The sequence below is a fragment of the Burkholderia sp. BCC1993 genome, assembly GCF_905339865.1.
Taxonomy (GTDB): Bacteria; Pseudomonadota; Gammaproteobacteria; order Burkholderiales; family Burkholderiaceae; genus Burkholderia.
This window is the reverse complement of sequence record NZ_CAJPGZ010000008.1, coordinates 329,699-354,359: the sequence shown is the minus strand read 5'-3', so window position 1 is coordinate 354,359 and position 24,661 is coordinate 329,699. Positions and strand designations below refer to the sequence as shown.

The 24,661-nt window shown below is 69.9% G+C and carries 23 protein-coding genes; 15 read left to right on the top strand and 8 right to left on the bottom strand.

Going from position 1 to position 24,661, the window contains the following annotated elements; all coding sequences use genetic code 11:
• Window positions 1–95: 95 nt before the first annotated feature.
• Window positions 96–1,673 carry a sigma-70 family RNA polymerase sigma factor gene (locus U4Y91_RS16020; protein ID WP_321805832.1) on the bottom strand — a complete coding sequence of 526 codons (1,578 nt, stop codon included), beginning with the start codon at window positions 1,671–1,673 and terminating at the stop codon, window positions 96–98.
• Window positions 1,674–1,982: 309 nt separating this feature from the next.
• On the opposite strand from U4Y91_RS16020, the gene U4Y91_RS16015 reads away from it, so the two are divergent.
• Window positions 1,983–2,417 carry a hypothetical protein gene (locus U4Y91_RS16015; protein ID WP_321805831.1) on the top strand — a complete coding sequence of 145 codons (435 nt, stop codon included), beginning with the start codon at window positions 1,983–1,985 and terminating at the stop codon, window positions 2,415–2,417.
• A 33-nt stretch (window positions 2,418–2,450) separates the two neighbouring features.
• The gene (locus tag U4Y91_RS16010) at window positions 2,451–3,254 is read left to right on the top strand and encodes an SH3 domain-containing protein (protein WP_321805830.1); all 804 of its coding nucleotides are present in this window, start codon (window positions 2,451–2,453) and stop codon (window positions 3,252–3,254) included.
• 211 nt (window positions 3,255–3,465) lie between these two features.
• Here U4Y91_RS16010 and ilvD read toward each other — a convergent pair whose 3' ends face one another.
• The 4 genes from ilvD to U4Y91_RS15990 form a co-directional block, all read right to left on the bottom strand.
• Window positions 3,466–5,325 carry a dihydroxy-acid dehydratase gene (gene ilvD / locus U4Y91_RS16005; RefSeq protein ID WP_321805829.1) on the bottom strand — a complete coding sequence of 620 codons (1,860 nt, stop codon included), beginning with the start codon at window positions 5,323–5,325 and terminating at the stop codon, window positions 3,466–3,468.
• 318 nt (window positions 5,326–5,643) lie between these two features.
• A complete protein-coding gene (locus U4Y91_RS16000) occupies window positions 5,644–6,666 on the bottom strand; it encodes an Ldh family oxidoreductase (protein WP_321805828.1) in 1,023 nt (340 codons plus the stop codon).
• Window positions 6,659–8,251, bottom strand: a complete 1,593-nt coding sequence (locus tag U4Y91_RS15995) for an aldehyde dehydrogenase (NADP(+)) (protein ID WP_321805827.1) — start codon at window positions 8,249–8,251, stop codon at window positions 6,659–6,661. The genes U4Y91_RS16000 and U4Y91_RS15995 overlap by 8 nt, the downstream gene beginning before the upstream one ends.
• 71 nt (window positions 8,252–8,322) lie before the next feature.
• Window positions 8,323–9,948 carry an APC family permease gene (locus U4Y91_RS15990; RefSeq protein WP_257772406.1) on the bottom strand — a complete coding sequence of 542 codons (1,626 nt, stop codon included), beginning with the start codon at window positions 9,946–9,948 and terminating at the stop codon, window positions 8,323–8,325.
• Between the two features lie 603 nt (window positions 9,949–10,551).
• On the opposite strand from U4Y91_RS15990, the gene U4Y91_RS15985 reads away from it, so the two are divergent.
• The 4 genes from U4Y91_RS15985 (at window position 10,552) to U4Y91_RS15970 (ending at window position 14,255) form a co-directional block, all read left to right on the top strand.
• Window positions 10,552–11,484 carry a 4-hydroxyproline epimerase gene (locus tag U4Y91_RS15985; RefSeq protein WP_321805865.1) on the top strand — a complete coding sequence of 311 codons (933 nt, stop codon included), beginning with the start codon at window positions 10,552–10,554 and terminating at the stop codon, window positions 11,482–11,484.
• Window positions 11,481–12,608 (top strand): FAD-dependent oxidoreductase, encoded by a 1,128-nt coding sequence (locus tag U4Y91_RS15980; protein ID WP_321805826.1) that lies wholly within the window; start codon window positions 11,481–11,483, stop codon window positions 12,606–12,608. Before U4Y91_RS15985 ends, U4Y91_RS15980 begins: the two co-directional genes overlap by 4 nt.
• Before the next feature lie 127 nt (window positions 12,609–12,735).
• Window positions 12,736–12,969: a 2Fe-2S iron-sulfur cluster-binding protein gene (locus tag U4Y91_RS15975; protein ID WP_011658575.1), complete on the top strand. Its 234-nt coding sequence runs from the start codon at window positions 12,736–12,738 to the stop codon at window positions 12,967–12,969.
• A gap of 2 nt (window positions 12,970–12,971) precedes the next feature.
• A complete protein-coding gene (locus U4Y91_RS15970; protein WP_321805864.1) occupies window positions 12,972–14,255 on the top strand; it encodes an FAD/NAD(P)-binding oxidoreductase in 1,284 nt (427 codons plus the stop codon).
• A gap of 45 nt (window positions 14,256–14,300) precedes the next feature.
• Here the strand turns inward: U4Y91_RS15970 and U4Y91_RS15965 are convergent, their stop codons facing one another.
• Complete coding sequence (locus U4Y91_RS15965; RefSeq protein ID WP_321805825.1) at window positions 14,301–15,245, bottom strand: LysR family transcriptional regulator; 945 nt, start codon at window positions 15,243–15,245, stop codon at window positions 14,301–14,303.
• Window positions 15,246–15,410: 165 nt separating this feature from the next.
• Between U4Y91_RS15965 and gtdA the strand changes: the two genes are divergently transcribed.
• The 8 genes from gtdA (at window position 15,411) to U4Y91_RS15925 (ending at window position 21,904) form a co-directional block, all read left to right on the top strand.
• Window positions 15,411–16,457, top strand: a complete 1,047-nt coding sequence (gene gtdA / locus U4Y91_RS15960) for a gentisate 1,2-dioxygenase (protein WP_321805824.1) — start codon at window positions 15,411–15,413, stop codon at window positions 16,455–16,457.
• 80 nt (window positions 16,458–16,537) lie between these two features.
• Window positions 16,538–17,236: a fumarylacetoacetate hydrolase family protein gene (locus U4Y91_RS15955; protein ID WP_321805823.1), complete on the top strand. Its 699-nt coding sequence runs from the start codon at window positions 16,538–16,540 to the stop codon at window positions 17,234–17,236.
• Window positions 17,237–17,270: 34 nt separating this feature from the next.
• Window positions 17,271–17,912, top strand: coding sequence for a maleylacetoacetate isomerase (gene maiA / locus U4Y91_RS15950; protein WP_321805822.1), 642 nt, complete (start codon window positions 17,271–17,273; stop codon window positions 17,910–17,912).
• A gap of 19 nt (window positions 17,913–17,931) precedes the next feature.
• Complete coding sequence (locus U4Y91_RS15945) at window positions 17,932–19,140, top strand: 3-hydroxybenzoate 6-monooxygenase (RefSeq protein WP_321805821.1); 1,209 nt, start codon at window positions 17,932–17,934, stop codon at window positions 19,138–19,140.
• 76 nt (window positions 19,141–19,216) lie between these two features.
• Window positions 19,217–20,578 (top strand): aromatic acid/H+ symport family MFS transporter, encoded by a 1,362-nt coding sequence (locus U4Y91_RS15940; protein WP_321805820.1) that lies wholly within the window; start codon window positions 19,217–19,219, stop codon window positions 20,576–20,578.
• Between the two features lie 127 nt (window positions 20,579–20,705).
• Window positions 20,706–21,056, top strand: coding sequence for an ArsR/SmtB family transcription factor (locus tag U4Y91_RS15935; RefSeq protein WP_044842893.1), 351 nt, complete (start codon window positions 20,706–20,708; stop codon window positions 21,054–21,056).
• Window positions 21,046–21,480 (top strand): YeeE/YedE family protein, encoded by a 435-nt coding sequence (locus U4Y91_RS15930; protein ID WP_321805819.1) that lies wholly within the window; start codon window positions 21,046–21,048, stop codon window positions 21,478–21,480. Before U4Y91_RS15935 ends, U4Y91_RS15930 begins: the two co-directional genes overlap by 11 nt.
• 1 nt (window position 21,481) lies before the next feature.
• Window positions 21,482–21,904 carry a DUF6691 family protein gene (locus U4Y91_RS15925; RefSeq protein WP_321805818.1) on the top strand — a complete coding sequence of 141 codons (423 nt, stop codon included), beginning with the start codon at window positions 21,482–21,484 and terminating at the stop codon, window positions 21,902–21,904.
• Window positions 21,905–22,128: 224 nt separating this feature from the next.
• On the opposite strand, the gene U4Y91_RS15920 is transcribed toward U4Y91_RS15925, so the two are convergent.
• Window positions 22,129–22,479, bottom strand: coding sequence for a hypothetical protein (locus U4Y91_RS15920; protein ID WP_321805817.1), 351 nt, complete (start codon window positions 22,477–22,479; stop codon window positions 22,129–22,131).
• A 194-nt stretch (window positions 22,480–22,673) separates the two neighbouring features.
• On the opposite strand from U4Y91_RS15920, the gene U4Y91_RS15915 reads away from it, so the two are divergent.
• Window positions 22,674–24,167 carry a PLP-dependent aminotransferase family protein gene (locus U4Y91_RS15915; RefSeq protein ID WP_321805816.1) on the top strand — a complete coding sequence of 498 codons (1,494 nt, stop codon included), beginning with the start codon at window positions 22,674–22,676 and terminating at the stop codon, window positions 24,165–24,167.
• A gap of 144 nt (window positions 24,168–24,311) precedes the next feature.
• On the opposite strand, the gene U4Y91_RS15910 is transcribed toward U4Y91_RS15915, so the two are convergent.
• Window positions 24,312–24,587 carry a hypothetical protein gene (locus U4Y91_RS15910; RefSeq protein ID WP_321805815.1) on the bottom strand — a complete coding sequence of 92 codons (276 nt, stop codon included), beginning with the start codon at window positions 24,585–24,587 and terminating at the stop codon, window positions 24,312–24,314.
• Window positions 24,588–24,661: the final 74 nt, after the last annotated feature.

The following is a 24,661-nucleotide window of genomic DNA, read 5'->3' as shown; positions in this document are numbered from 1 at the left end:
CGAACAAAACTTGATGTGCGTCAATGGCAAACGTTGCACAGGCGGAAGCGGGCCGCGCGCGCTCGTGCCGGGCCGCGGCACGAACGCGCGATGCGTCACGCGTCGAGGAACGTCTGCGCGCCTTCCGCTTCCGCGGCCGTGCGCAGCGCGGCGAGCGCGCGCTTCTCGATCTGCCGCACGCGTTCGCGCGACATGCCCGCGTCCTGCGCGATCGCGTCATAGGTGTCGGGCTCGGCGCCGCCGAGGCCGAACCGGCGGCGCAGCACGTCGGCCTCGGCCGGCGTGACCGAGCGCAGCAGCGATGTCACGCATTCGCGCATCCGCGTGTCGGCCAACTGCTCGAACGGGCTCGCCGACGCCTGGTCCTCGATCAGGTCGACGAGGCCGGCGTCCGCGTCGGGCAGCGGCGTGTCGAGCGACACCGGCTCGGCAGGGAGCGCGAGCACCGCGCGCAGCTTGTCCTCGGCGAGCCCGGTTTCGGCCGCGAGTTCGGCCGGCGTCGCGCGCCGGCCGGTGCGCTGGCGGAAGCGCAGCGCGTGCCGATGCACGCGCTGGTACTGGTCGCCGACGTGCACCGGTACGCGGATCGTGCGCGCGCGATCGGCCACCGCGCGCGCGACCGCCTGCCGGATCCACCAGGTCGCGTAGGTCGAGAACTTGAAGCCCCGCCGGTATTCGAACTTCTCGATCGCGCGCATCAGGCCGAGGCAGCCGTCCTGCACGAGGTCAGGCAGGTCGACGCCGCGGTTCATGTACTTGCGCGCGATCGACAGCACGAGCCGCAGGTTCGCCTCGAGCATCGCGCGCGTACCGTCGCGCACCTTCTGCTGGCCGTCGCTCAGCGCGGCGCCGAGCGCACGCCGCGCGACCGTGTCGAAGCACGCGGCGTCGGTGCCCGCGGCGTCGGTGCCCGCGGTGGCGGCCGTCGCGGCGTCGACCGGCGCGGCGGCCAGTGCGCGCACGACGCGGCTTGCGTTGTCGACGGCCGGTGCAACCCACGCGAGCGAACCGAGCAGGGCGGCCAGGCGGTTGCGTGCGTCGCGGTATTCGGCCGAGCGGCAGCCTTGTGCGTGCAATGCGCCGCGCACGGCCGTCACCGCGTCCTGCAGCGTGTCGTAGCGCGCGGGAGCCGGCGCGTTGCCTTCGCCGTCGCCGACGTCGTCGCCTTCGTTGGCGGCCGCGCCGGTTGCGTTCGTCGCGCCATGGCGCGCGAGCAGCGCCTCGACGGCCGCCGGACAGCCGGCGAGCGCGTGCAGGATCTGATGGCGGCCCGTTTCGATCTCGCGGGCCAGCACGATTTCGTCCTCGCGCTTGAGCAGGGGCACCGCATGGATGCGCCGCATGTAGAGCGCGAGCGGATCGGTCGATGCGCTCGTGCCGCGGGCCAGATCGCCGAGCAGCGCGCGGCCCTCGTCAAGCGCGTCGCGATCGACGTCGCCCGGCGCCGCGCCCGCGAACGGCACCGGCGCGGCCGGCTCGTCGAGCACGGCGATGCCGATGTCCGCGAGCGCGGCGCGCACGACGTCCAGCGCGTCGGGGCTGTCGCTTTCCGGCGGCAGCGCGTCGACGAGGTCGGCGTGCGTCAGATAACCCTGTTCGCCGGCAAGCGCCAGCAGCTGGATGATCGGATCGAGGGGCGTGTCCGCCCGAAGCGTGGGGCGTGGCGTAGTCATGTCGATGGCGGCGTGAGCCGCGTTCCTGTCTGGGCGGGCCGAAGTCCGCGGGTTTCAGGCTCCCGGGGGCCGCGAACGCCCGTCCGCGCCGGCCAGCCTGACTCGATATTCAAGTTGAGGGCATTTGCGTCAACTTCAACGTCGGCTCGGCAGACGCGCGAGCATGCGGCATGCCCGTCCAGTCCCGACCCCGCATTCGATCCAGGGAAACAAAAAGTAACGGATCAAACCCGCAGAAATATGCAGGGGACGTAAGCTAGAGTCAGGCGCGCGCCACGCGGCGACGCGCGGATTCCTGCGGAGCTTGAAATGAACCCGATTCCCGCCGCGAGGCCTGCCGTCATGGCGCTGGCCATGCTCGCGCTGAGCGGTTGTTATTACACGGGCCCGTACGGCTATGCGCCGTATTACGCACCCGTGCCTGCCACGGTGTCGCAGCGCGAGCTCCCGGTAGCGCCGGCAAATGCCGGGCCGGTCGTCCCGTCGACACCCGCGGTGCCGGCCGTGCCGCCGGCGGCGGACGATTACGTCGACGCGCCGGCTCCGGTATATGCCGCGCCGGCCTATGTGCCTTACCCGGCCTACTATCCCGCGTATTACCCGGGCTGGTACGGGCCGCCCGTCACGATCGGCCTCGGCTTCTGGGGGCATTGGGGCGGCGGCTACCGCGGCGGGTACTGGCGCCGTCCCTGGGGCGGCGGCCACTGGGGAGGCGGGCATTGGGGCGGGGGCCATCGACATTGACCGACGCGCGGCGGCACCGCGCGGGAGAGCAACATGAGCAACACGATCATCCGAAGTCTGTGCGTCGTCCTGTTCGGTGTCGCCGCGATACCGGGCTTCGCCGACGCGCAAAGCAGCGCCTACACGAACTCCGGGGCCGAAATCTATGCGGGGCCGGCACCCGATTATCCGGTCGTCGCAGAGGTCCCGCCCGGCACCGCGCTGGACGTGTTCGGCTGCCTCAGCGACTACGCGTGGTGCGACGTCGCGCTGCCGGGCGTGCGCGGCTGGATCGACGCGGAGCAGCTCGACTATCCGTACGAGGGCAATTACGTGCCGTTGCTCGAATACGGCGCGATCATCGGCGTGCCGGTGACCGGGTTCGCGATCGGCGCGTACTGGGACCGCTATTACCGCCACCGGCCGTGGTTTCACGATCGCGACCGCTGGGAGCATCGTGAGCATCGTGCCGAGCCGCGCGTCGGCCCCGGCGGGATGCCGCCGGCCTACGGGCGCCCGCAGCCGGGCGGACCGGTTCAGCGCGGGCCGGGCGGCGCGCCGCCCGAGCGGCATGATGCACGGCCGTCGGCCACGCGCGGCGGCTGGAACGGCCCGAACCGCGCGCCGGCGCCGCAGGCCGCGCCTGCGCCCGCGCCGATGCCTGGCGCGGCTGCCCGTCAGCCGGCGCCACCGCCGCCACCGCCCGCACCGAGCGGTGGCGCGGCCCGGATGATGGTGCCGCCGACGCATCAGGGTGGTGGAGGTTACGGCGGCGCACGGCCGCAGGGCGGCGGAAACGGTGGCGGTAACCACGGCGGTGGCGGCGGTGGGGGCAGCAGCGACGAGTTTCGTCGTTGACCGGCCGACGGCACCGGTGCCGCGGCCGTCGGCCGGCGCCGGACGAAAAACAAATCGGTCTGCTCGCTCACCGCGCCCCTGCAAGCCTGTTCCTGGAAAAACGAAACCCCACGCTCCGAAAAACGTGGGGTTCGTCAGCAGTCCGATGCCGCTCCGGAGAGCGGCTCCCGATCAAGGCGGGCGGGCCCGTCGTACGGCCCGCCGCCGGGCGTCAGTCGTCGAGCAGCGACAGGTCGCGCACGGCGCCCTTGTCGGCCGACATCACCAGCTTCGCATAGGCCTTCAGCGCCGCGGACACCTTGCGCGGGCGCGCTTGCGCCGGTTTCCAGCCCTTCGCGTTCTGCTCCTCGCGGCGCCGTGCGAGTTCCTCGTCCGAAACGAGCACGTCGATCGTGCGGTTCGGGATGTCGATGCGGATCTTGTCGCCGTCGCGCACGAGGCCGATCGCGCCGCCCGCTGCCGCTTCCGGCGAGCAGTGACCGATCGACAGGCCCGACGTGCCGCCCGAGAAGCGGCCGTCGGTCAGCAGCGCGCATGCCTTGCCGAGGCCCTTCGACTTGATGTAGCTCGTCGGGTACAGCATTTCCTGCATGCCGGGGCCGCCCTTCGGGCCTTCGTAGCGCACGATCACGACGTCGCCGGCCTTGACCTTGTCGTTCAGGATGTTCTCGACCGCTTCGTCCTGCGATTCGGTCACGTGGGCCGAGCCTTCGAACACGAGGATGCTTTCGTCGACGCCGGCTGTCTTCACCACGCAGCCGTCGAGCGCGATGTTGCCGGTCAGCACGGCCAGGCCGCCTTCCTTCGAGAACGCATGCTCGTACGAGCGGATGCAGCCTTCGGCACGGTCGAGGTCGAGGCTCGGCCAGCGTGTGTCCTGGCTGAACGCGACCTGCGTCGGGATCCCGGCCGGGCCGGCCAGGTAGAACGTGCGGACCGCTTCGTCTTCGGTGCGGACGATGTCCCACTGGTCGAGCGCGTCCTTCAGCGTCGGCGCGTGCACGGTCGGCACGTCGGTGTGCAGCTTGCCGGCGCGGTCGAGCTCGCCGAGGATCGCCATGATGCCGCCGGCGCGGTGCACGTCCTCGATGTGGTACTTGTTCGTGTTCGGCGCGACCTTGCACAGCTGCGGCACGCTGCGCGACAGGCGATCGATGTCCTTCATCGTGAAGTCGATGCCGGCTTCCTGCGCGATCGCCAGCAGGTGCAGGATCGTGTTGGTCGAACCGCCCATCGCGATGTCGAGCGTCATCGCGTTCTCGAACGCCTTGAAGCCGACCGAGCGCGGCAGCGCGCTCAGGTCGTCCTGCTCGTAGTGCTGGCGCGTGAGTTCGACGATGCGGCGGCCGGCGCGCTTGAACAGCCGCTCGCGATCGGCGTGCGTCGCGACCACCGTGCCGTTGCCGGGCAGCGACAGGCCGAGCGCTTCGGTCAGGCAGTTCATCGAGTTCGCGGTGAACATGCCCGAGCACGAACCGCAGGTCGGGCAGGCCGAGCGTTCGACTTCGGCGACTTCGGCGTCCGAATACGACGGGTCGACCGCGATCACCATCGCGTCGACGAGGTCGAGCTTCTTCAGTTCGACGGTCTTGGTGACCGGGTTCGCGAGACGCGTCTTGCCGGCTTCCATCGGGCCGCCCGACACGAAGATCACCGGGATGTTGAGGCGCATCGCGGCCATCAGCATCCCCGGCGTGATCTTGTCGCAGTTCGAGATGCAGACCATCGCGTCCGCGCAGTGCGCGTTCACCATGTATTCGACCGAGTCGGCGATGATGTCGCGGCTCGGCAGCGAGTAGAGCATGCCGTCATGGCCCATCGCGATGCCGTCGTCGACCGCGATCGTGTTGAATTCCTTCGCGACGCCGCCGGCGGCCTCGATCTCGCGCGCGACGAGCTGGCCGAGATCCTTCAGGTGCACGTGCCCGGGCACGAACTGCGTGAACGAGTTGACGACCGCGATGATCGGCTTCGAGAAATCGTCGTCTTTCATGCCGGTGGCGCGCCACAGCGAGCGCGCACCTGCCATGTTGCGGCCGGCGGTGGAAGTTTTGGAACGGTATGTGGGCATGGTATGGCTGAAGAAATATCGCGGAAAAGGGTGGAGGCACGGGAATAAAGGCCTCTCGCGCGCCCGTGCGAACAACCTCTTGAGCTGCGCCCTGGGCAAACTCGACGATTATCCCACAGCCGCCGGGCGTGCGGCGCCCGCGGGCGAGGGCGCGGGTGGAGTGGTGCGCCGGACAGCGCCTCGGTGTGCCGAGCGTGAAGGCGAACCGGGCGCACCAGGCACGAAGGCGGACGCCGGCCATCGCAGGCGGAGCGGGCAGCGGCTTCATCGCCCGTTCTGCCGACGATGAAGCCGTGCGCCGTACCCGCCGATCGCGCGTCAGTCGAGCAGCGTCAGGATTTCGTCGTACAGCGCCTTCGGAATCCGCACGCCGTGCGCGATGCTGCGCGCGCGGGCATCGAAGCGCCGTTGCGACGGCAGCCGCGCGCCTTGCCCGGTGATCGACGCGAACATCCGCTCGCCGCGCGCGAGACCCGCGTCGAGTTCGTCGCCGAGGAACACCTTCGGGTCGAACGCGATCACGAGTTCGCCGTGGCACGGCGTCGCGCCGACGCCTTCGTCGAAATCCATCGACTCCTGGCTCGTCAGGTCGCCGATCAGCGCGCCGCCGAGCAGTTCGACCATCGCCGCGAGCGCCGAGCCCTTGTGCCCGCCGAACGTGCGCATCGCACCCTGCAGCGCGGCCTTCGGATCGGTGGTCGGCTGGCCGTCCGCATCGATCGCCCAGTGCGGCGGGATCGCCTTGCCCTGTTTCGCATGCAGCTCGATGTCGCCGCGCGCGATCGCGCTGGTCGCGAAGTCGAACACGAACGGCACGCCGTCCGGGCGCGGCCACGCGAATGCGATCGGGTTGGTGCCGAACACCGGTTCGCGGCCGCCTTCCGGTGCGACCCAGCTGTGGCTCGGGTTCATCGCGATGCCGGCCAGCCCCTCGGCGGCGATCGCCTCGACCTCGGGCCACAGCGCCGAGAAGTGGTAGCAGCGGTTGATCGTCATCGCGGCGATTCCGTGCTGCTTCGCCATCTCGACGAGCACCGGCAGGCCGGTCTCGAAGCTCAGCAGCGAGAAGCCGCGATGCGCGTCGACCGCGACGATCGACGACGACAGCCGGCGCAGCGTCGGCACGGCCTGCGGATCGACCTTGCCCTTCTTCAGCGAGCGCACGCACACGAGCAGCCGGTACACGCCGTGCGAGTGGCATTCGTCGCGCTGGCCCTGCGTGATCACGTTGGCGATCGCCTGCGCGTGCGCATCGGACATCCCATGATGCGTCAGCACCCGCAGCGCGAGTGCGTGCACCTCATCGAGCGACAGGACGACGTCGGCGAGCGGCTCAGACATCGCGCGCTTCCCGCGGCGCGGGCACGCCGTCGATGCGTTGCGGCACGTTCAGCGGGTTGCCGTTGCGGATGGCGTCGGGCAGCAGCGCGTCCGGCACGTCCTGGTACGACACGGGGCGCAGGAAACGCTCGATCGCGCGTGCGCCGACCGACGTCGTGCGCGTGTCGGACGTGGCCGGGAACGGGCCGCCGTGCACCATCGCATGACCGACCTCGACGCCCGTGCCGAAACCGTTGACGAGAATGCGGCCGGCCTTGCGCTCGAGCGTCGGGCGCAGCGCGGCGAACAGCGCGGCGTCGCCGTCGGCGAGATGCGCGGCGATCGTCAGCTGGCCTTCGAGCGACTTCAGCACGCGGTGCAGGGTGTCGGCATCCGGGCAGCGCACGATCAGCGACGCGGGGCCGAACACTTCGTCGCGCAGTTCGGGGTGGGCGATGAACGCGTCCGCCGATGTCGCGAACAGCGCCGCGCGCGCCTGATAGCGGCCGCCTTCCGCGCCTTCCGCGAGCAGCTCGACCGCGTCGTGCGCGCGCAGGGTGGCCACGCCTTGTGCGTAGCTCGCGTGGATGTGCGGCGTCAGCATCGTCTGCGCGGCGGTCGCCTGTACGGCGGTGGCTGCCGCGGCTTCGAACGCGCGCAGCGCGGGGCCGTCGACCGCGAGCACGAGGCCCGGGTTCGTGCAGAACTGGCCGGCGCCGAGGGCGAGCGACGCGACGAACTGCGGCGCGATCGTGTCGCGGCGCGCGTCGAGCGCGGCCGGGAACAGCAGCACCGGGTTGATCGAGCTCATTTCCGCATAGACCGGAATCGGCTCGTGGCGCGCGGCCGCGATGTTCATCAGCGCGACGCCGCCGCGGCGCGAGCCGGTGAAACCGACGGCCTTGATGCGCGGATCGGCGACGAGCGCCTGGCCGATTTCACGCGACGCATCGAACAGCAGCGAGAACACGCCGGCCGGCAGCCCGCATTCGCGCACGGCCTGCTGGATCGCACGGCCGACGAGCTCGGACGTGCCCGGGTGCGCGGAGTGCGCCTTGACGATCACCGGGCAGCCGGCCGCGAGTGCCGACGCGGTATCGCCGCCCGCGACCGAGAATGCGAGCGGGAAGTTCGACGCGCCGAACACGGCGACCGGCCCGATCGCGACGTTGCGCAGGCGCAGGTCGACGCGCGGCAGCGGCTTGCGGTCCGGGCGGGCCGGGTCGATGCGCGCATCGACGTAAGCGCCGTCGCGCACGAGCGACGCGAACAGCGCGAGCTGGCCGACCGTGCGGCCGCGTTCGCCTTCGATGCGTGCGCGCGGCAGGCCCGTTTCGGTGACGCAGCGTTCGATCAGGTCGTCGCCGAGCGCCATGATGTTGCGGCCGATCGCATCGAGAAACGCGGCGCGTTGCTCGGGGCTCGTCTCGCGATACGTGTCGAAGGCTTCGTCGGCGAGCGCGCAGGCCGTCTCCAGGTCGTGCAGGCTCGCGCCGCCGAACGCGGGTTCGAGCGGTTCGCCGGTCGCGGCGGCGATCGCGTGAAGGGTGCCGTTCTGTCCGGCGACGGCCGACTGGCCGATCAGGAGCTGACCTGTGAGTTGCATGGTTCTTCCTCGGAAAATGCGGGGCCGGACGTGATGCGCCCGGCCGGAGTGGAAAGGGGAAAGCGGGTGCGTCAGTCTTCGTCGTCTTCGAGCTGCAGCTTGTCGGAACGGATGCCGGTGTTGGCGCCCCAGTAGAAGATCACGAGCGCGACGGCCGCCACGACGACCGTGTCGTACGGATGCGCGAGCTGACCCGTGCCGCCGAAGCCCCCGAAGTACGACAGCACGATCATGGCTGCGTAGAACGCGATCAGCCACGCGGACGAGCGCACCTGTTCGGCGAGGCTCAGGTGCGCGGTCGGCACCCAGCGGCGGCACGCGAGATAGATCACGAACATCACGATCTGCAGGCCGAGCAGCCAGGACACCGTGCTCCAGCCCGACCAGTAGACGATCAGCGCGGCGATCACGAACGACGCGGGGCCGGTGATGCCGAACGCCACCGCGCGGAACGGCCGCGGCAGGCCGGGCGCGGTGCGGCGCAGCGCGGCGACCGACACGGGCGCGACCGCGTAGCTCAGCACGAGCGCGGCCGACACGATGTTGATCAGCGCTTCCCACGACGGGAACGGCATGGTCCAGAAGATCGCGAGGCCGAACGTGAGCCACAGGCCCGCGCGCGGGATGCCCGATGCCTCGTCGACACGCGTGAACACCTTGAAGAACGTGCCCGTCTTCGCCCAGCCGTAGACGACGCGCGGCGTCGCGTTCATGTAGATGTTGCCGCAGCCGCTCGGCGAGATCATCGCGTCGGCGACGACCATCACCGCGAGCCAGCCCACGCCGAGTGCGAGCGCGATGTCGCGGTACGGCAGCGAGAACGCCTTGCTCACGTCGTGCCAGCCGGCGGCCAGCATGTCGGTCGGGATGCTGCCGATGAACGCGAGCTGCAGCAGCACGTAGATCAGCGTGGACAGCAGGATCGACAGGATCAGCGCGATCGGGATCGTGCGCTGCGGATTGCGCACTTCGCTCGCAACCGACACGATCGGCGTGAGGCCGAGGTACGCGAAGATGATGCCGCCGGCCGACACGGCCATCTCGATGCCCGGCATGCCGAACGGCGCGAAGCCGTGCATGGTCAGGTTGGCGGGCTTGAAGAACGTGAACAGCACCGCGATCACCGACAGCGGCACGATGAACTTGAAGATGCTGATGATGTTGTTCGCCTTCGCGAACGTCTTCACGCTCGAATAGTTCAGGTAAAAGAACAAGCACAGCAGCGCGGCCTGCACGAGCCAGCCGAGCGTGGTCGGGTCGCTCGAGCCGGCCTTGGTCAGGCCGGGAAACCACGCGGCCGCGTACTGGCGCGCGGCGACCACTTCGATCGCGATCAGGCTCGAGAACGCGATCAGCGTGATGAAGCCCATCAGGTAGCCGAGCAGCGGGCCGTGCGAGAACACCGGATAGCGGACCACGCCGCCCGCGCGCGGCAGCGCGGCGCCGAGCTCGCAGTAGACGATGCCGAGCAGCAGTACCGCGAAGCCGCCGAGCAGCCACGAGAAGATGCCGGCCGGGCCGGCGATCGTCGACACGTGACTCGCGGCGAACAGCCACCCCGAACCGAAGATCGCGCCGAGGCCGATGAACGTCAGGTCGGTCAGCGACAGCTGCTTCTTGAATTTGCCGTGACCGCCGTCGGCGGGCACGGAACGGGAAAGCGGGACGGACGGGTGTGTGTTGCCTTGGCCTGGCATGGGTTTGTCTCCTGGGAAATATCGGTGCAGGTGTGGCTTGCGCCGCGCTCCGACGGAGCAGCGGCGCAACACCTGCCGGCCGGCGTGCGACCGGTTCGAGCGACCGGCGCGGGCCGGGGACCGTTCATGCGCGGCGCGGGTTGGCGCCGCAGCGAACGGCCCGCGCGAGCCATGCCGGACCGGAAGCGGCGATGCGACGGGGGATGCCGTTGCACCGCCGGGGGGAAATCGGTCAGCGGTTCGCCCGGTTCCGATCGGCGCGGTGCGCGGCGTCGAAAGCGATGGAAGCGCCCGGTGCGAACCGGTTGCTGAGGGCGGGGAAAACTCCGGTCCGCTGGATGGCGTTTCGGCTCACTGCAATCTCCTGCTTCGTATCGGTCGACGACAGGCGTGTCGACGTGCAACCAGTATCGCCGTGCAAACACCCATCACGCTTGAGCCGGATCGCGGAGCAAAATGACGAAATCGGCACAGTGGCCGGAAGGGCCGCGAAGGGCGCTTCGCACTATGCCGATTTCGTCGCCGTCCTTATCGAAAAGCCACAAGCGGACGGACGCGCGACGGAGGAAGCTATGCTCTTTTCCCCACATCGGACGGCTCATGATGAAGCGCATCCAGATCATCGATTCGCACACGGGCGGCGAACCTACGCGGCTCGTCGTGTCCGGTTTCCCCTCGCTCGGCAACGGCACGATGGCCGAGCGCCGCGACGTGCTCGCGCGCGAGCATGATCGCTATCGCACCGCGTGCATTCTCGAGCCGCGCGGCAGCGACGTGCTGGTCGGCGCGCTGCTGTGCGAGCCGGTGTCGCCGGAGGCGGCGGCCGGCGTGATCTTCTTCAACAACAGCGGCTATCTCGGGATGTGCGGGCACGGTACGATCGGCGTCGTGCGCACGCTGCATCACATGGGCCGCATCGAGCCGGGCGTGCACCGGATCGAAACGCCGGTCGGCACCGTCGAGGCGACGCTGCACGACGACCTGTCGGTCAGCGTGCGCAACGTGCTCGCGTATCGCCATGCGAAGGCCGTCGATGTCGACGTGCCGGGCTACGGCCCCGTGAAGGGCGACATCGCGTGGGGCGGCAACTGGTTCTTCCTGATCAGCGATCACGGCCAGCGCGTGACCGGCGACAACGTCGCCGCGCTGACCGCCTATTCGTCCGCAGTGCGCGCAGGGCTCGAACGCGCGGGCATCACCGGCGCGAACGGCGGCGAGATCGACCATATCGAACTGTTCGCGGACGACGCCGAGCACGACAGCCGCAGCTTCGTGCTGTGCCCGGGCCACGCGTACGACCGTTCGCCGTGCGGCACCGGCACGAGCGCGAAGCTCGCGTGCCTTGCGGCCGACGGCAAGCTCGAGCCGGGCGTCGTATGGCATCAGGCGAGCGTGATCGGCAGCGTGTTCCAGGCGAGCTATGCGCAGGCCGACGGCGGCATCGTGCCGACGATCCGCGGCAGCGCGCACCTGAGCGCAGAAGCGACGCTCCTGATCGAGGAAGACGATCCGTTCGGCTGGGGCATCGTGTCGTGAGCGAGACCCGGACCGACGTCGTCGTGATCGGCGCCGGCATCGTCGGCGCGGCGTGTGCGCACGAACTCGCGCAGCGCGGGCTGCGCGTGCTCGTCGTCGACGACGCGAGCGGCGGCGCAACCGGCGCCGGCATGGGGCACCTCGTCGCGATGGACGACAACGCGGCCGAGCTCGCGCTGAGTCATTACTCGATCGAGCTGTGGCGCGCGCTCGCCGGCGAGATGCCGGAAGGCTGCGCGTACCGCAACTGCGGCACGCTGTGGCTCGCGGCGGATGCCAACGAGATGGACCTCGCGCGCACCAAGCAGGCGACGCTCGCCGCGCATGGCGTCGCGGGCGAACTGATCGACGCGGCAGCGCTCGCGCAACTCGAGCCGATGCTGCGCGCGGGCCTCGGCGGCGCGCTGAAGATTCCCGGCGACGCGATTCTCTATGCGCCCGTCGCCGCGAGCTGGCTGCTGCAGCGCGCGCCGGGCATCACGTTGCGGCGCGAGCGCGCGGTGGCGGTCGACGGTCCGAGCGTGACGCTCGCGAGCGGCGACACGCTGCGCGCGGAACGCGTGGTCGTAGCGAACGGCGTCGCCGCGCGCACGCTGTTGCCCGAGTTGCCGCTGCGCCCGAAGAAGGGCCATCTGCTGATCACCGATCGTTACCCGGGCCAGGTGTCGCACCAGCTCGTCGAACTCGGCTATGCGGCGAGCGCGCATGCGAGCGACGGCACGTCGGTCGCGTTCAACGTGCAGCCGCGGCCGACCGGCCAGCTGCTGATCGGCTCGTCGCGCCAGTTCGATACCGAGGACGCGCGCATCGAGCCGCCGGTCCTCGCGCGCATGCTGCGCCGCGCGGCCGGCTATCTGCCGGACCTGGCCGACCTGAACGGGATTCGCGCATGGACGGGTTTCCGTTCCGCGAGCCCCGACGGCCTGCCGCTGCTCGGCGAACATCCGGCGCGGCCGGGCGTATGGCTCGCGGTCGGGCACGAAGGGCTCGGCGTGACGACCGCGCCGGGCAGTGCGCGGCTCGTCGCCGCATTGATGACCGGCGAGCGGCCGCCCATCGACATTGAACCGTATTTGCCGGGACGTTTCCTGACGACGTCCCCCGTAGCCGGAGCGCTGACATGAAACACCCCCCACGCTCACTTCGTTCGCTGTCGACCGGAGTTGGCGCTTCAGCGCTTACTCCGGTCCCATGCAAGGCGCCCCCCGCGGGGGCGGTCGGCCCCCTTGGGGCGGCCCGGCGGAGGCTGACATGATCATTCATCTGGACGGCCGCGCGCTGACGGTGGCCGACGGCGCGACCGTCGCGGCCGCCGTCGCGGCGAGCGGCGACGACACGACGCGCGTGTCGTGCACGGGTGCGGCGCGCGCGCCGTTTTGCGGTATGGGCATCTGCCAGGAGTGCAGGATGACGATCGACGGCCGCCGCCGTCTGGCTTGCCAGACGCTGTGCCGCGACGGGATGCGGGTGGAGCGGACGCGATGAGTATGGCGAAACAGGAACGACTGAGCGTCGACGTCGCGATCGTCGGTGCGGGCCCGGCCGGACTGTCGGCGGCGCGGGCCGTTGCACGAAGCGGTGCGACGGTCGCGATCGTCGACGACAATCCGCGCGCGGGCGGGCAGATCTGGCGCCAGGCGGCGGCCGCGACGCCGGTGCCGGCCGCGGCGGAACGCCTGGCCGTGCTGCGTCAGCCGAACGTCACGCATCTCGCGGCCACGCGCATCGTGGCCGAAACGCAGCCGGGCACGCTGCTGCTCGAGGACGACGAGCGCGGCTTCCTGCTCGAATTCCACACGCTGATCGTGTGTTGCGGTGCGCGCGAGCTGCTGCTGCCGTTCCCGGGCTGGACGCTGCCGGGCGTGACCGGCGCGGGCGGCCTGCAGGCCCTGATCAAGTACGGCCTCGACGTGCGCGGGCAGCGCACGGTGATCGCCGGCAGCGGCCCGCTGCTGCTCGCGAGCGCGGCGACGGCCCGTCAGGCCGGCGCGCAGGTGTCGCACGTGCTCGAACAGGCGGGGTGGAGCGACGTGGCCGGTTTCGGCGCGGGGCTGTGGCGCTGGCCGTCGAAGCTCGCGCAGGCCGCGAAGCTCGTCACGGCCGCCTACCGGCCCAATGCCTACGTCGTCGAGGCGTTCGGCGACAAGCGGCTCGAACGCGTGCGGATCCGGCAGGGCGAGCGCGAGTTCGAGGTCGACTGCGACCGGCTCGCGTGCGGCTTCGGCCTCGTGCCGAACACCGTGCTGCCGAGCCATCTCGGCTGCCGGATAGAAAACGGCGCGGTCGTGGTCGACGCGCATCAGCGCACGAGCCGCGACGGCTGTTTCGCGGCGGGCGAGTGCACAGGTGTCGGCGGCAGCGAACTGGCGATGGTCGAAGGCGAAATCGCCGGCTACGCGGCCACCGGGCAGACGGCGCCGCTGGCCGAGCGGATTGCGCAGCGCGCGCACTGGCAGGCGTTCGCGGATGCGGTGCGCGAGCGCTTCGCGATTCGCGAGCCGATCCGCAAGCTCGCGCGGCCCGATACGCTGCTGTGCCGTTGCGAGGACGTGCGCTTCGACGCGGTCGCAGACGCGGTCGCGCCTGCGCCGGGCTGGACGGCCGCGAAGCTGCAGACGCGCTGCGGGATGGGCGCATGCCAGGGCCGCGTGTGCGGCGCGGCCGCGCAGGCGCTGTTCGGCTGGACGCCGCCGGTGCCGCGCACGCCGCTCGTGCCCGCGCGGGTCGGCACGCTGATGCTGGACGACATCGCGTCCTGCGACGGCGCCTGATGCGCCACGGCGCAGCGCCCGGTTCGCGCCGGGTCGCTGCGTCGCTCACTCCGCCTTCACTTTCTCCCATCCGCCCACCTGCGGCGCCGCACAGGCACGCAGGCACTCGATCGCGGCGGCCACGGCCGCGCGCTTCGCGCTGTCCGGATGCCAGTAGATCGACACCGCGCCCTGGCCCTCGAGCCGCATCGGCAGGATGCGGATCGCGTTCAATTGCTCGAAGCGCCGCGCGGCACGATGCGATGCGACGCCGAGCAGGTCGGTGTTGTTCAGCAGCGTGAGGTTCAGGATCGACGAATTCGATTCGACGCAATGCGGCGGCTGCACGCGCCCGGCGGCCGTCAGCGCGACCTGCAGCGCGTTGTGCACGGGTGTGCCGGACGGCCAGACGATCCACGAGCAGGCCAGCACCTCGTCCCAGCCGACGGATGCCGCGCCGACGAGCGGATGATCGGGCCGCGCGACGAACACCACCGGATCGACATACAGCGCTTCGGCGTGCAGATGCGGATCGACGGACGCGGACCCGGAACGGCCGACGACGATGTCCAGCTCGCCGCGCGCGAGCTGCGGCATCAGCTGGTTCATCGTGCTCTCCGCGAGCCGCACCTGCGCGCGCGGCATCCGCTTCAGCAACTGCGATACCGCGAGCGGCACCGTATCGGCGGCTGCGACGCCCGACGTGCCGATCGTGACCAGGCCGCTGCCGCCTTCGCGCAGCGCGGCCATGTCGTCGCGCGCGACGTCGAGCTGCGCCTCCACGCGGCGCGCATGCTCGATCAGCGCGTCGCCGTAGGCCGTCGGCCGCAAGCCGCGCGCATGCCGCTCGAACAGCGGCAGGCCGACATCCTCCTCGAGTTCCTTCAGCCATTTCGACAGCGCCGGCTGGGTGGTCGCGAGCGCAGCCGCCGACTGGCTCAGGTTGCCCGTGCTGGCCAGGCTCAGCAGGACCTGCAGGTGCCGCAAGCGCAGCCGGTGGGTCCAGTCCATCGCACGCTCCGTATCGGTAGGTATATCCGAATCAATATGGATTAGATGATTTCACCATTTTACCGGGTATGTCTGCGTCGAATATAAATGCGCTAACGGACTGCGGCACGCGGTCCCCGACCCGACACAGCGCCGACCGCGATCGGCCGCCCCAAGGAGACATCAATGACCAGCCGACACCCGGATACGTCGCGCGCCGATTACTACGCACGGATCGCCGAGCAGCGCCTCGCGCCGTTGTGGGAATCGCTGCACAACCTCGTGCCGAAGACGCCGCAGCCGGCCGCGCAGGCCGCGATCTGGAAGTACGCGCGGGTGCGCGACCTGGTGATGCAGGCCGGCAGCGTGATCAGCGCGGAAGAAGCCGTGCGCCGCGTGCTGGTGCTGGAGAACCCGGGTCTGCCCGGCAAGTCGAGCATGACGCCGACCCTGTACGCAGGCCTGCAGCTGATCCTGCCCGGCGAGATCGCGCCGAGTCACCGGCATACGCAGTCGGCGCTGCGCTTCATCGTCGAAGGCAAGGGCGCATGGACCGCGGTGAACGGCGAGCGCACGACGATGCATCCGGGCGACTTCATCATCACGCCGTCGTGGGCGTGGCACGACCACGGCAACCCGTCGGTGGAAGACGGCGGCGAGCCGGTCGTGTGGCTCGACGGGCTCGACATTCCGCTCGTCGCGAACCTCGACGCGGGTTTCGCCGAAAACTATCCGAAGGCCGAGCAGCCGGTGAGCCGCGCGGAAGGCGACAGCTTCGCGCGCTTCGGCCACAACATGGTGCCGGTGCGGCATCGCGCGAGCGATCCGACATCGCCGGTGTTCAGCTATCCGTATGCGCGCACCCGCGACGCGCTCGACGCGCTGTACCGCAACGGCGAACTCGACGCGTGGGACGGCGTGAAGCTGCGCTACGTGAACCCCGCGACGGGCGGCTGGCCGATGCCGACGATCGCGACCTTCATGCAGTTCCTGCCCGCCGGTTTCGACGGCCGCACGTATCGCAGCACCGACGCGACGATCTACTGCGTCGTCGAAGGCAGCGGCACCGCGCACATCGGCGGCGACGCGTTCGCGTTCGAGCCGCACGACATCTTCGTCGCGCCGTCGTGGGCGCCGGTGCGGCTGTCGGCGTCGTCCGACAGCGTGCTGTTCAGCTATTCCGACCGGCCGGTGCTGTCCGCGCTGAACCTGCTGCGCGAAGCGCGCGACTGACGCCGTTTTTTCCCCGCATCGTTGCGTGCGCTGCCGATGCGGCGCGCGTTCCTTCCTTCATGCTCAAGCTGGAGCCGTTCATGACTTACGTTTTCCCGCCCGAAGCGCCGGTGGCGCTTCCCGTCGCCGGCAGCGACGCCCGCTTCGCGGTGCGCCGCGTGTACTGCGTCGGCCGCAACTACGCGGCCCATGCGCGCGAAATGGGCTTCGATCCCGATCGCGAACCGCCGTTCTTCTTCTGCAAGCCGGCCGATTCGATCGTGCCGGTCGCCTACGGCGAAACGCTCGATCTCGCGTATCCGTCGCAGACGCAGAACTATCACTACGAAGCCGAGCTCGTCGCGGTGATCGGCAAGGGCGGCGCCGACATTCCGCTCGAGCGTGCGCTCGAGCACGTGTGGGGTTATGCGGTCGGCCTCGACATGACGCGCCGCGACCTGCAGATGAAGATGCGCGAGATGGGCCGGCCGTGGGAAATCGGCAAGGCGTTCGACCGTTCCGCGCCGATCGGCCCCGTGCATCCGGCGAGCGAAGTCGGTCATGTCGAGCAGGCCGGCCTGTGGCTGACCGTCAACGGCGCGACGAAGCAGAAGAGCGACGTGTCGCACCTGATCTGGTCGGTCGCGGAAACGGTCGCCGACCTGTCGAAATTCTTCCGCCTCGAACCGGGCGACGTGATCTTCACCGGCACGCCGGAAGGCGTCGGCGCGGTGGTCAAGGGCGACGTGATGCAGGTCGGCGTCGAGCGGCTCGGCGAACTGGCCGTGCGCGTGGTCTGACGCGCGCGCCTCGCTTTCCTCGAAAGGTCACATCGTGCAACTGCATAGCTTTTTCAACAGTTCGACATCCTATCGGGTGCGCATCGCGCTCTCGCTGAAGGGACTGCCGTACGACACGCTGCCCGTGAACATCCGCACGGGCGCGCACCGCGAGGCCGGCTACGTCGCGCAGGTGAATCCGTCGGCGTCCGTGCCGGCGCTCGTCGACGGCGATTTCCGTCTCGGCCAGTCGCTCGCGATCATCGACTACCTCGACCGGATTCATCCGGCGCCGCGGCTGATTCCGCTCGAACCGCGGCAGCGCGCACGCGTGCTGGAACTCTCGACGCTGATCGCATGCGACATCCACCCGGTCAACAACCTGCGGGTGCTGCGCTACCTCGACAGCGAACTGCAGGTCACGCCGCAGCAGAAGAGCGCGTGGTACCGGCACTGGGTCGCGGAAGGGATGGCCGGCGTCGAGCGTTTGCTCGCGCGCGCGGACACGGGCCCGTGGTGTTTCGGCGAGGCGCCGACGCTCGCCGACGTATGCCTCGTGCCGCAGGTCGCGAACGCGCTGCGGATGGATTGCGACCTGAGCGCGTATCCGCGCAGCCTGGCGATTCACGAACACGCGCGGCGCGAGCCGGCATTCGACGCAGCGCAGCCGCAGCGGCAACCGGACTACATCGCGTAACACGAAGCAGGAGACAGACATGGGCGAGACACACAACACAGGCCGACGCGTACTCGTGATCGGCGGCGGCATCGGCGGGCTCGCGACGGCGCTGGCGCTCGCGCGCCAGGGCATTCGCGTGAAGCTGCTCGAGCAGGCCGCGCAAATCGGCGAGATCGGCGCAGGGATCCAGCTCGCCGCGAACGCGTTCAACGCGCTCGACGCGCTGGGCGTCGGCGAGGCCGCGCGCGGCCGGGCGGTGTTCACCGACCGGCTGCAACTGATGGATGCGGTCGATGCGCGGGAAGTCGCGTGCATCGATACGGGCGCCGCGTATCGCGAACGCTTCGGCAACCCGTATGCGGTGATTCATCGCGCGGACATTCACCTGTCGATCTACGAGGCGGTCAAGGATCATCCGCTGATCGAATTCCGCACCAGCACGCAGGTGTGCGGGTTCGAGCAGGACGGCCACGGCGTGACCGTGACCGATCAGCACGGCGAGCATTATCGCGCCGATGCGGTGATCGGTTGCGACGGCGTGAAATCCGCGATCCGTCACGCGCTGATCGGCGACGCGCATCGCGTGACGGGGCACGTCGTGTATCGCGCGGTCGTCGACGTCGACAACATGCCGAAGGATCTGCAGATCAATGCGCCGGTCGTCTGGGCCGGCCCGCATTGCCATCTCGTCCACTATCCGCTGCGCGGCGGCCGGCAGTACAACCTGGTCGTCACGTTCCACAGCCGCGAGCAGGAAACCTGGGGCGTGCGCGACGGCAGCAAGGAGGAAGTGCTGTCGTACTTCGACGGCATCCATCCGCTGCCGAAGCAGATGCTCGACCGGCCGACGTCGTGGAAGCGCTGGGCGACCGCCGATCGCGACCCGGTCGAGCGCTGGAGCGCGGGCCGCGCGACGGTGCTCGGCGACGCTGCCCATCCGATGACGCAGTACATCGCGCAGGGCGCGTGCCAGGCGCTCGAGGATGCGGTGACGCTCGGCGCGGCCGTCGCGCAGACCGATGGCGACTTCGAGGCCGCGTTCGCGCTGTACGAGCGCGTGCGGATTCCGCGCACCGCGCGTGTGTTGTATTCGGCGCGCGAAATGGGGCGGATCTATCACGCGAAGGGCGTCGAGCGGCAGGTGCGCAACGCGCTGTGGGTCGGACGCACGCAGGCGCAGTTCTACGACGCGCTCGACTGGCTGCACGGCTGGCGCGCGGAGGATTGCCTGAAGTCCGTTGCCTGACGCATTTCAGTTTGCATCCGGCGGCGCGCATTTCAACGACATCGCGCGCGACCGCCTTCATGGAGGAGACATCATCATGGCCGATACGCTGTCCATCGACGTCAGCGAATGGATCGACCGGCATCGCGTTGCGCCGTTTCAGGCCGCGATCGTCGTGCTGTGCTTCCTGATCGTCGCGATCGACGGTTTCGACACGGCATCGATCGGGTTCATCGCCCCCGTCATTCGCGCGGAATGGGGCCTGTCGCCCGCGCAGCTCGCGCCGGTGTTCGGCGCGGGGCTCGCCGGGCTGATGGCCGGCGCGCTCGTGTTCGGGCCGTTCGGCGACCGGTTCGGCCGCAAGCGCCTGCTGCTCGCCTGTGTCGCGTGTTTCGGCATCGCGAGTGCGGCGTCGGCGAGCGCGGACGGTCTGACCGAACTGATCGCGTGGCGCTTCGTGACGGGCCTCGGGCTCGGCGGCGCGATGCCGAACGCGATCACGCTGACGTCCGAATATTGCCCCGCGCGGCGGCGCTCGCTGCTCGTGACGACGATGTTCTGCGGCTTCACGATCGGCTCCGCGCTCGGCGGACTTGCGGCCGCGTCGCTGATCGAGCGCGACGGCTGGCGCGCGGTGCTCGTCGTCGGCGGTGCCGCGCCGCTGCTGCTTCTGCCGGTGCTCGCGTGGCGCTTGCCCGAATCGGTGCGCTACCTCGTCAACACCGGCGCGGCGCGCGAACGGATCGCGGCGATGCTCGCACGCATCGCACCGGACCCGCATCTCGCGCATGCGTCGTTCATCGCACCGCGCGGCAAGCCGGCCGGTTCGCCGCTCGGCCGCCTGTTCGGCGCCGATCTGCTGCGCGGCACGCTGCTGCTGTGGCTCACGTTCTTCATGAGCCTGCTCGTCATCTACCTGTTGTCGAGCTGGCTGCCGACGCTGTTGCGCACGACCGGCGCGACGTTGCAGACGGCCGCGCGCGTGACCGCGATGTTCCAGGTCGGCGGCACGCTCGGCGCGATCGTGCTCGGCGGGCTGATGGACCGCTTCGATCCGCATCGCGTGCTCGCATGCAGCTATGCGGCGGCCGGCGTGTTCGTCGCGGCGATCGGCGTGCTGGCCGCGTCGCCGGCGGGCGCCGCGCTGGTCGTGTTCGCGGCGGGCTTCTGCGTGTCGGGCTCGCAGGTCGGCGCGAACGCGCTGTCGGCCGCGTTCTACCCGACCGAGTGCCGGACCACGGGCGTGAGCTGGGCGAACGGGATCGGCCGCGGCGGGTCGGTCGTCGGTTCGATGGCGGGCGGGGCGATGCTCGCGATGGGGCTGCCGTTGCCGATCGCCTTCGCATTCGTCGCGGTGCCGTGCGTGATCGCCGGGATCGCGGTGCTGGTGCTGGGCGCGGTACGGGCCGGCGAGAAGCGCGCGGCGGCAGCCGATGCGATGGCCGGCGAGCAGGCGTAGCGGAGGCAGGGGCTGGCGTCGCAGACGGCGCCGTCCTTTTTTCTTCTGATGGCGCCGACCGAAAGTACGAATCAACGATATATAAATAGATATAATATCGATTCGTTAATCGAATGCGATCGCCCTCATGAACGCCGACCCTTCCACCGGGCTGCCCGAGCCCGATCAGATGCGCGCCGCCGCCGAATCGGCGTGCGCGCTGCTCAAGGTGCTGTCCAATCCCGACCGGTTGCTGCTGCTGTGCGAACTGTCGCAGGGCGAACGCTGCGTGAGCGATCTCGAGGCGCGGCTGGATATTCGCCAGCCGACCCTGTCGCAGCAGCTCGGTGTGTTGCGGGACAATGCGCTCGTCCGCACGCGCCGCGAAGGCAAGAACATCCACTACTCGCTCGACAGCCCGGCTGCGATCGCGGTGATGGGCGTGCTGTACGAACAGTTCTGCGGCCCGGCCGCGAAGGGGACCCGCGATGCAGCTTGATGCGCTTCATTTCACGCCGTGGCTGTCGCTTGCCGGCGGCGTGCTGATCGGGCTTGCGGCCGCGTGGCTCATGGCGTTCAACGGGCGGATCGCCGGAATCAGCGGCATCGTCGGCAGCCTGTTCACGGCCGGTGCGGCGGAGCGTGACTGGCGCGCCGCATTCGTCGCCGGGCTGATCGCCGCGCCGCTGATGATGCGTGTCGCCGGTGCCGCCGTGACGCCGCAGGTCGATGCAGGCTGGGGCGAGTTGCTGGCGGCCGGCCTGCTGGTCGGGATCGGCACGCGCTATGCGGGCGGATGCACGAGCGGTCACGGTGTCTGCGGGTTGTCGCGCGGCGCGACGCGCTCGATCGTCGCGACGGCGGTGTTCATGGTCGCGGGCTTCGCGACCGTCTTCGTGCAACGGCACGTGCTCGGGGGCTGACATGCAGGCAGGATTCGCGTTTCTCGCGGGGCTGGTGTTCGGCGTCGGCCTCATCGTGTCGGGGATGGCCAACCCGCAGAAGGTGCTCGGTTTTCTCGACCTGGCTGGCCGCTGGGATCCGTCGCTCGCATTCGTGATGGCCGGCGCGATCAGCGTCGCCGTGTTCGCGTTCGCATGGGCGAAGCATCGGACGCGGTCGTTGCTCGGCCTGCCGATCCAGTGGCCGGCCGTGCGGACGATTACGGTGCGCCTCGTCGCCGGCAGCGCCGTGTTCGGCATCGGCTGGGGGCTTGCCGGGTTCTGCCCGGGGCCGGCGATCGTGTCGGTCGGGCTCGGGTCGGTGAAGGGCATCGCGTTCGTCGGCGCGATGCTGGCCGGGATGGCGTTGTTCGAATGGATCGAGCGCGCGCGGAAGGTGCGGTAGCAAGGCGCGGCTGCTGCAGCCGACGTTGTCGGCGTGGCCGAATCGGCCCGGCGCAGCGAGGGCGCCGGCCGGGTTCGAATTCGTCGCCGGGGGAGCGACACGGTGATCGTGCGGCGACAACGGCGACGGTCTGTAGCCGTCGCGCGGCCGGGCACGAATTCGTCGCCGGGTGGAGCGACACGGTGATCGCGTGGCGACACCGGCGACGGCGTGCAGCCGCCGCGTCAGGACTGCTCGCGCACATGCCGCTCGCCGAGCAGCCGCGCGGACGCCCGATGCAGCCATGTGCGCCACACCGCGAACACGCCGGGTCTGGCCGCGGGCTCCGCGACGGTCGCGGCAACCGGCCCGGCACCGCCGGCGGACAATGCCACGTGACCGGCCGTCTCGATCGTCAGGCATTCGCCTTCGTCGAGCACGCGGCGAACGTATTGCGGCGCATCGGGCAGCCAGTCGAGCCCGCCGTGACGTAACGTGACCGCGAGCGCGCCGTCGAGCACGATGACGCGGCTGCCCTTGTCGAACCACGCAAAGTGGCTTTGCCCGGCGTCGAGCCGGATGTCGTGCGTCCGCATGGCGTGTCCTTTTCCCGGTTGCGCGGCCCGGCGATGGCAGGGCGACAGCGTGCAATCAGGTTAAGGAAACGCGTGCGGGCAGGACAGATTCAGGGGACGGGTATCTGTTACGGTGCAGGCGGCGATTTCATGCTGCTGTATCGGCGGGTTTCTCCCGAATCTGTATCTGGCGTGTGCCCGAGCGCGCGGGCAGGATGACCCGCATGACGTCCATCACCGATCCATCCCGCATGACTTTGCCGATGGCCGGCGAGCCGCTTTACGAACGGCTCGCCGAGCATTACCGCCGCATCATCGCGGCCGGCACGCTGTCGCCCGGCGACCGGATGCCGTCCGTGCGTGCGTTCATGGCGCAGCACGGCGTGAGCCTGTCGACCGCGACCCAGGCCTTCCGGCGGCTCGAGGATACGGGCTGGTGCGAAGCCAGGCCGCGCTCGGGCTACTTCGTGCGCCGGCGCGCGGCGGCCGCGCTCGACACGCTGCCGGAAAGCGACGGGCAGCCGCTGAGCGTCGAGCCGCCGTTCGCGGGGCTGCACGAACGCGTGTCGCGCGTGATCGACCGCGCGAACGCGATGCCCGACGCGCTGAATCTCGGTGGCGCATCCGCGCTGGCGACGCTGTACCCGGCCGAGCGCCTGCAGGCGCTGGCGATCCGGCTGCTACGGCGAAAGCCGACGCTGCTGACCGACGCGGGGCCGGTTGGCGGCTCGGCCGAATTCCGGCAGACGATGGCCAAACGCGCGCTGTCGTACGGCGTGACCGTGTCGCCGGACGACGTGATATCGACGAGCGGCGGCGTCGATGCCGTGAATCTCGCGTTGCGCGCGGTGGCGCGCCCCGGCGACACGATCGCGATCGAATCGCCGGCCTTTTTCGGCTTGATCCAGTTGCTCGAAAGCCTCGGCCTGCGCGCACTCGAGATTCCGGCCAGCCCGACGACCGGGTTGTCGATCGAAGCGCTCGACGTAGCGCTGTCCGCGTACCCGGATATTCGGGCCGTGGTCGTCGTGCCGAATCTGCAGAACCCGCTCGGCAGCGTGATGCCCGACGAACGCAAGGCCGCGCTGGTCGCGCTGTGCTCGCGTCACGGCGTGGCCGTGATCGAGGACGAGCCGTATCGCGAACTCGTGGAAGCGCCGCACGCGGTGAAACCCGTGAAGGCATGGGACCGCGACGGCACGGTGATCTATTGCCCGTCGCTCAACAAGGTGCTGGCGCCCGGAATGCGGCTCGGCTGGATGAGCGCGGGCCGCTGGCACGCGCGCGTGAAGATGCTCAAGTTCGCGCATAGCCGGCACAACGCCGCGTTGCTGCAGGCCGTCGCGGCCGAATTCGTCGGCTCGGGTGCGTTCGACCGCCACCTGCACCGGTTTCGCGAACAGCTTCGCGTGCAGCGCGATGTGACGATCGATGCGATCGCGCGCCATTTTCCCGCCGGCACGCGGATGAACCGGCCGCCCGGCGGCATGCTGCTGTGGATCGCGCTGCCGGACGGCGTGCGTTCCGAAGCCTTGTTCGATGCTGCGCTGGCACGCGGGGTAAGGATCGCGCCAGGCGCGATCTTCTCGAATTCCGACCGCTTTGACGCGTATATCCGGCTTGCCTGCACGCGGGTGTTCGACACGGCACATGAAGCGGCAATCGAAACGCTCGGCCAGTTGATACGCGACGCGGCGGCCGCTGCGTGAGCGGGGCGGGTGTCGACCGGGCCGGCGCGTTGGCTACCGGGCGCGGCAGTCGTGAAGAGGGCACGGGCCGGCCGATCCGGCTCGCCGCGTTCTCCCCGGCCGGCCGCCGCGCGGCGACGCGCCGACGATACGATTTCGGCGATTTCATCGGCTGACCGTATGCGCGGCGAGGTGCTGACGGATCAGCGACAGATAGCGATCTCCGACCGAGAAGTCGCGTGCGGCACGCGGCCGCTCCGCCTGGCGCAGCGTCGCCGGCGCGCTCATGCCCAGGTACCGGCATACCGCCGACGGAAAGGGCTTTCGCGAATGCCCGAGCTGGCGCGCCGCACGCTCGACGCGGGCGTCGCCGACCTGCGTACGCAGCCATGCCAGCACTTGGCGATCGGTGTCGTTGACGATACGGACCAGATGTTCCATCGCGCACCTCACTGTTCATAAATACAGTACTGTAAATATAAACAGTATTTGTGGCGATCGCAAGCGGATGCGCA